The organism is Klenkia sp. PcliD-1-E (assembly GCF_024124375.1).
Lineage (GTDB): Bacteria > Actinomycetota > Actinomycetes > Mycobacteriales > Geodermatophilaceae > Klenkia.
Map to the genome: position 1 here is coordinate 24121 of NZ_JAMXRZ010000050.1, position 6504 is coordinate 30624.

Here is a 6504-nt window from a genome sequence, read left to right on the forward strand (position 1 = left end):
TGATCAGGTGACTTGGTCACTGTCCGGCCGGCCACACGGACGTCGGTGTGGTTCGCCGAACGGTGACCAGGTGACCTGATCACCGTTCGGCGGGGAGGCCTTGCTCAGCCGGCGGCGGCGACGGGGAGGGGGCGCTCGCCGGTGACGAGGTAGACCACCCGGCGGGCGACGCTGACGGCGTGGTCGGCGAACCGCTCGTAGTAGCGGCCCAGCAGGGTGATGTCGATCGCCGACTGGATGCCGTGCGGCCAGGCGTCGTCGAGCAGCTCCCGGAACAGCTGCTGGTGGTTGCGGTCCATGAGGTCGTCGTCGGCCTCGAGCCGGGCGGCGGCCGCCACGTCGCGCTTGGCGATGATGGTGCCGGCCTGGGCGACGAGGCTCTCGGCGGTGTGGCCCATGTCGAGGAAGACCGGGCGGACCTCCTGCGGCACGGCGTGGTCGGGGAAGCGCATGCGGGCGACCTTGGCGATGTGCTGCGCGAGGTCGCCCATCCGCTCGAGGTCCTGCACGGTCGCCATGGCGGTGGTGACCGCGCGCAGGTCGGTGGCCACCGGCGCCTGGCGGGCCAGGAGGGTGAAGCAGCGGTCGTCGACGTTCTCGCGCACGGCGTCGATGTGCGCGTCGCCGGCGATGACCAGGTCGGCCAGCGCGACGTCGGCGTCCAGCAGCGCGGTGGTCGCCTTGCTCATCGCCGAGCCGACGGTGTTGGTCATCTCCACCAGGCAGGTGTTGATGTCGTCGAGCTCTTCGCGGTAGGTGTCCCGCATGGTCCCCTCCAGTGCGTCCCCCGGCCGGCCGGGGCAGTCGAGCGGGGCGTGGCGCACGCCGGGTGGCTGCGGCTCTGCGGCCCCACCGGCGAGTTTAGGGATCGGGCGGGTCCGGCGAGCGGGCCAGCAGGTGAACGCGGGGGCACCGGGCCGTGAACACTACCTCCCCCGAGGGATGATCCGGCCGTCGGTGGGCAGGGACGGCGCCGGGGTCGGCCTAGCATCGCCGACGTGCACCCGCTGCTGTGGCTGGCGCTCGGCCTCCTCGTGGGCGGGGCGGTCGCCGCCCTGATCACCCGGGCCCGGGTCCGGGCCACGGCGCCCGACGCCTACGAGCCGGCCCCGGCGTACCTGCCGGGCACGCCCACGCCGGTCGACGACGAACCGGTGCTGGCCCGGCGGCTGCTGGACCTCATGGACCCCGCCGTCGTGCTGCTCGACCTCTACGACTCGGTGCTGCTGGCCAACCCGTCGGCCCGCGCGCTGGGCATCGTGCGCGGCACCCGGCTGCTGGTGCCCGGGCTGGTCTCGGTCGCCCACGAGGTCCGCAAGAACGGCAGCCGGCGCGCCGACGTCCCGCTGCCCGGGGACCTGGTCGGCACCGGGCCCCGGCTGGTCGGGGTGCACGGCGTGCGGCTGGACAGCGGGGACGCCGTGGGGCGCGGCCCGGTCGCGCTGGTCCTGCAGGACGTCACCGAGGCCCGCCGGGTCGAGGCGGTCCGGCGGGACTTCGTGGCCAACGTCGGGCACGAGCTCAAGACCCCGGTGGGTGCCCTCGCGCTGCTGGCCGAGGCCACCCAGGGCGCGGCCGACGACCCCGAGACGGTGCAGCGCTTCGCGGCCCGGATGACCCACGAGGCCGACCGGCTGTCCCGGCTGGTGCGCGAGCTGATCGACCTGTCCCGGCTGCAGGGCGCCGAGCCGATGCCGGAGCTGGTACCGGTCGAGGTCAGCGCGGTCGTCGCCGAGGCCGTCGACCGCACCCGGCTGGCCGCGGTGGCCAAGGGCATCGAGCTGGCCGTGGGCGAGCAGCCCGACCTGGTGGTGCTCGGTGTCGAGGCGCAGCTGACCACCGCGGTGACCAACCTGCTCGCCAACGCCGTCACGTACTCGCCGGAGGCGACCAGGATCGCCGTCGGCACCCGGGCCCGCTCCGGGTTCGCGGAGGTCGCCGTCACCGACTCGGGCATCGGCATCCCGCGGGCCGACCGCGCGCGGGTGTTCGAGCGCTTCTACCGGGTGGACCAGTCCCGGGCCAGCACCACCGGCGGCACCGGGCTCGGCCTGGCCATCGTCAAGCACGTGGCGACCAACCACGGCGGCTCGGTGAGCGTCTGGAGCGAGGAGGGCCTGGGGTCGACGTTCACGCTGCGCATCCCGCTGGCCCCCGCACCGGTCGAGCCCGCCGACCCGCCCACCGACTCCGCGGGGATCACCCGCGACCGCGTCGACGCACTCCGCGCCGCCGTCACCGAGGTAGACGTGCAGAGAGGACGGTCATGACCCGAGTGCTGGTGGTGGAGGACGAGGAGTCCTTCTCCGACGCGCTGTCCTACATGCTGCGCCGCGAGGGGTTCGAGGCCGTCGTGGCGGGCAACGGGATCGACGCCCTGGCCGAGTTCGACCGGGGCGGTGCGGACATCGTGCTGCTGGACCTCATGCTGCCGGGGCTGTCGGGCACCGAGGTCTGCCGGACGCTGCGCGCCCGCAGCGCCGTGCCCATCATCATGCTGACCGCCAAGGACACCGAGATCGACAAGGTCGTGGGCCTGGAGCTGGGTGCCGACGACTACGTGACCAAGCCCTACTCGGCGCGCGAGCTGCTGGCCCGCATCCGAGCCGTGCTGCGCCGCGGCACCGACGCCGACCTGCCGCCGGACGCCACGCTGGTGGCCGGGCCGGTGCGGATGGACGTCGAGCGGCACACCGTGTCCGTGGACGGCCAGCCGGTGTCGCTGCCGCTCAAGGAGTTCGACCTGCTGGAGCTGCTGCTGCGCAACGCCGGCCGGGTGCTCACCCGCGGTCAGCTCATCGACCGCGTGTGGGGCTCGGACTACGTGGGTGACACCAAGACCCTCGACGTCCACGTCAAGCGGCTGCGGGCCAAGATCGAGCCCGACCCCGCGGCGCCGAAGTGGCTGGTGACGGTGCGGGGCCTGGGCTACAAGTTCGAGAGCTGAGCGGCCGGGGGAGCGGCCGCCGCGCTCAGGCCCCGCGGCCGGTCTCCTCCTGCAGTTCGTCGATCTTCATCGAGGCCTCGGCCTTGGTGAGCTCCTCGGGCACCTCCTCGCCGGCCTGCTGGGCCAGCGTCGACAGGTAGCTCTTCTGTGCCCCGGTGGCCGGCTCCTCGCCGGTCACCCAGTCGTGCGGGTCCTTCTCGGCCGTGGGGTCGCCGGGCTGGCCGGTGTTGACGACGTCGTCTCGATCGCTCATGTGTTCGAACCTACGCCGGGACGGCGGGGACCGCGCGGCGAGCGCAGGCCAGCCGGGCCCGGGCCTGCTCGATGCGCCGCCCGGTGAGGAAGACGTGGTCACCGCCGCACGGGCAGTGCACGGCCACCGCGACGACCCCGGGCCGGGTGCGCGGGTCGGCGACGGGGCGGGCGTGCCGGTCGGCGACGAGCTCGTCGAGGCCGGTGGTGGGGCAGGTGATGAGCAGCATGCGGCGAGCCTGGCGCGGGCGTGCCGGCCCGACGAGTGGCAGGAACGCCCATGATCGTGGTTTTCCTGCCATGCTGTCGCGGTGACCGCCCCCGTCGTCGTCAGCGTCCTGGCCGGCAACGGCACCCTCGGTGCGTTCGGGCTCGGGTCGGCCAGCGAGGTGTTCGGCTACGACCACACCCGCTTCGGCCTGCCGCGCTTCGACTACGCCCTGGTCGCCGAGCAACCCGGCCCGGTGCGCACCGACACCGGGCTGACGGTGCTGGTCGAGCACGGCCTGGACCGGCTGACGGTCTCCGACGTCGTGGTGGTCACCGCCCAGCACGAGGCCGACCGCCGCTGCCCGCCCGCCGTGCTGGCCGCCCTGCGCGCGGCCCACGCCCGCGGCGCCCAGCTGATCAGCCACTGCAGCGGGGCCTTCGTCCTCGCCGAGGCGGGGCTGCTGGACGGCCGGCGGGCGGCCACGCACTGGCGGATGGCCGGTGAGCTGGCGGCCCGGTTCCCGGCGGTGGAGGTCGACCCGCGGGTGCTCTACGTCGACGAGGGCCGGGTGATCACCGGTGCCGGGACGGCCGCCGGGGTGGACACCCTGCTGCACTGGGTGCGCCGGGAGTACGGCCCGGGACCGGCCAACGCGCTGGCCCGGGAGATGGTGGTGCCCGCCCACCGCGACGGCGGGCAGGCGCAGTACGTGGACACCCCGGTGCCCCGGTGCGAGGACGACCTGCTCGGGGTCGTGCTGGCCTGGGCGGCCGAGCACCTGGCCGAGGAGCTGACCGTGGAGTCGCTGGCGCGGCGCGCGCTGATGAGCCCGCGCACGTTCGCCCGGCGGTTCAAGGCCACCACGGGCACGACACCGCACGCCTGGCTGCTCGGGCAGCGGCTGGCCGCTGCCGAGACCCTGCTGGCCGACACCGACGCCCCCGTCGAGGAGGTCGCCCGGTTGGCCGGCTTCGGCACCGCCGCGGGGATGCGGGAGCACTTCGCCCGCCGGCGCGGGATCAGCCCGCGGGCCTACCGGCAGGCCTTCCGCACCCGGCTGGGCTCAGGTGGGGCGGCGGCGGTGCAGCTGGACGGGCACCGGGCTGGCCGGGTGCGGGGCCACCAGGCCGAGGTCCAGCCGGGCGTGGGCCAGCCGGCGTAGCTCGGCGTAGGCCGGGGCGCCCAGCAGCTCGGTGAGCTCGGCGGCGTAGGTGTCCACCAGCGGCTCGGCGGCCACGTGCGCCACGGGCGAGCCGGTGCACCACCAGTGCAGGTCGTGCCCGCCGGGGCCCCAGCCGCGCCGGTCGAACTCCCCGATCGTGCTGACCAGCACCCGGGTGTCGTCGGGTCGGTCCACCCACTCCTGCTCGCGGCGCACCGGCAGCTGCCAGCAGACGTCGGGCTTGGTCTCCAGCGGGTGCCGGCCGGTGCGCAGCGCCAGGCCGTGCAGCGCGCACCCCCCGCCCCCGGGGGAGCCCGGGCGGTTGTTGAACACGCAGACCCCGTCGACGACCCGGGTGCGCAGGGCGGCCTCGGCGGTGCCGTCCTCCCCGGGCTCGTCCAGGGTGTCCGGCTCGGTCCAGTCCGCCGCCCACTGCGGCCGCCGCTCCCAGTCGGCGTCGGTGAGCTCCCCGACGGCGGCGGCCACCCGGGCGAGGTCGTCGGCATCGGTGAAGAAGGCCCCGTGGTTGCAGCAGCCGTCCTGCGCGCGACCCTCGACGACGCCGGCGCAGCCGCGGCCGTAGACGCAGGTCCAGGCCGAGGTCAGCCAGGTCAGGTCGGCGCGCACCCGGTGCTCGGGGTCGGCCGGGTCGGTGAACTCCAGCCACTCGCGCGCGTGGTCGGGGTCGACTTCCTCCGGTGGTGCCTGCACGACGTCCAGTCCACCACGTGCCCACCCCGGGGCACCCACCCGGCAGACTGTCCGACCATGCGGCTGGGTGTGCTCGACGTCGGCTCGAACACCGTGCACCTGCTCGTGGTCGACGCGCACGTCGGTGCGCACCCCACGCCGGCGCACTCCGACAAGTCCGTGCTGCGGCTGGCCGAGCACGTCGGTGCCGACGGGCAGCTGTCCAAGGCGGGGGAGAAGGCCCTGCTGGCCGCGGTCCGCCGCGCCCGCGAGGCGGCCACCGAGTCCGGCTGCGAGGAGCTGCTGGCCTTCGTCACCTCCGCCATCCGCGAGGCCGCCAACGGCGCCGAGGTGCTCGAGCGGGTGGTCGCGGCCACCGGGGTGCGGCTGCAGGTGCTCAGCGGCGAGGACGAGGCCCGGTTGACCTTCCTCGCCGTGCGGCGCTGGTTCGGGTGGAGCGCCGGCCGGCTGCTGGTCCTGGACATCGGCGGCGGCTCGCTGGAGCTCGCGACCGGTGTCGACGAGGACCCCGACGTCGCGCTGTCCGTGCCGCTGGGTGCGGGCCGGATGACCCGCCGGTTCCTGCCCGACGCGCAGGCGGGGCGCCGTCCGGACCTGGCCGGGCTCGACGACCTGGATGCCTACGCCGGCCGCCTGCTCGCCCCGGCGGCCCGCCGGCTGGCCGCGGCCGGGCCGCCGGACCTGGTGGCCGCCACCTCCAAGACCTTCCGCACGCTGGCCCGGCTTACCGGCGCCGCGCCCTACTCGGCCGGGCTGCGGGTGCCCCGGCAGCTGACCGCCGTCGGCCTGGAGCAGCTGGTGGGCTTCGTGTCCCGCATCGACTCCTCCGCGCTGGCCGAGCTGCAGGGCGTCTCGGTCGACCGCGCGCACCAGGTGCCGGCCGGCGCGGTCGTTGCACGGGCCGCGATGCGGGCGGTCGGGGCGCCCCTCGTGGCAATCTGCCCCTGGGCGCTGCGCGAGGGCGTCATCCTGCGACGGCTGGACGGGCTGGAGGGCGCATGAGCGACGCCGACCACACCGTCCGCTCGCTCGCGGAGATCCTGCGCGAGCACGGGCTGGAGTCCGAGGCCGGCACCCGGCCGGGCACCACCGGACCGGTGCGGCCCAAGCGCCGCAAGACGGTCGAGGAGACCCGGGCCGGCGCCGGGGACCCGGCGGGCGCGGGCACCGGGGAGCGCCCGGCCGTCGAGCGCCGCACCGGTGAGCGGCGCGGGCCCGGAC

9 protein-coding genes are annotated in these 6504 nt (G+C 75.5%); 5 read left to right on the top strand and 4 right to left on the bottom strand.

Features of this window, described 5'->3' with window-relative positions; translation table 11 throughout:
• Positions 1-104: 104 nt before the first annotated feature.
• A complete protein-coding gene (phoU, locus tag NH342_RS11775) occupies positions 105-824 on the bottom strand; it encodes a phosphate signaling complex protein PhoU (protein ID WP_253015061.1) in 720 nt (239 codons plus the stop codon).
• A gap of 174 nt (positions 825-998) precedes the next feature.
• Between phoU and NH342_RS11780 the strand changes: the two genes are divergently transcribed.
• Complete coding sequence (locus tag NH342_RS11780) at positions 999-2270, top strand: cell wall metabolism sensor histidine kinase WalK (RefSeq protein ID WP_253015062.1); 1272 nt, start codon at positions 999-1001, stop codon at positions 2268-2270.
• Positions 2267-2947 carry a response regulator transcription factor gene (locus tag NH342_RS11785; RefSeq protein ID WP_253015063.1) on the top strand — a complete coding sequence of 227 codons (681 nt, stop codon included), beginning with the start codon at positions 2267-2269 and terminating at the stop codon, positions 2945-2947. Before NH342_RS11780 ends, NH342_RS11785 begins: the two co-directional genes overlap by 4 nt.
• Before the next feature lie 25 nt (positions 2948-2972).
• Here the strand turns inward: NH342_RS11785 and NH342_RS11790 are convergent, their stop codons facing one another.
• Positions 2973-3200 (bottom strand): DUF3072 domain-containing protein, encoded by a 228-nt coding sequence (locus NH342_RS11790; RefSeq protein ID WP_253015064.1) that lies wholly within the window; start codon positions 3198-3200, stop codon positions 2973-2975.
• A 10-nt stretch (positions 3201-3210) separates the two neighbouring features.
• A complete protein-coding gene (locus tag NH342_RS11795; protein ID WP_253015065.1) occupies positions 3211-3429 on the bottom strand; it encodes a hypothetical protein in 219 nt (72 codons plus the stop codon).
• Between the two features lie 81 nt (positions 3430-3510).
• Between NH342_RS11795 and NH342_RS11800 the strand changes: the two genes are divergently transcribed.
• The gene (locus NH342_RS11800) at positions 3511-4572 is read left to right on the top strand and encodes a helix-turn-helix domain-containing protein (protein WP_253015066.1); all 1062 of its coding nucleotides are present in this window, start codon (positions 3511-3513) and stop codon (positions 4570-4572) included.
• Here the strand turns inward: NH342_RS11800 and NH342_RS11805 are convergent.
• Positions 4474-5283, bottom strand: a complete 810-nt coding sequence (locus NH342_RS11805; RefSeq protein WP_253015067.1) for a hypothetical protein — start codon at positions 5281-5283, stop codon at positions 4474-4476. The two genes, NH342_RS11800 and NH342_RS11805, sit on opposite strands and share 99 nt — an antisense overlap.
• A 57-nt stretch (positions 5284-5340) precedes the next feature.
• On the opposite strand from NH342_RS11805, the gene NH342_RS11810 reads away from it, so the two are divergent.
• Entirely contained in the window at positions 5341-6285 is a 945-nt protein-coding gene (locus NH342_RS11810; RefSeq protein WP_253015068.1) for a hypothetical protein, read from the top strand.
• On the top strand, positions 6282-6504 hold a 223-nt coding region (locus NH342_RS11815; RefSeq protein WP_253015069.1), incomplete at its 3' end, for a hypothetical protein. The genes NH342_RS11810 and NH342_RS11815, both read left to right, overlap by 4 nt.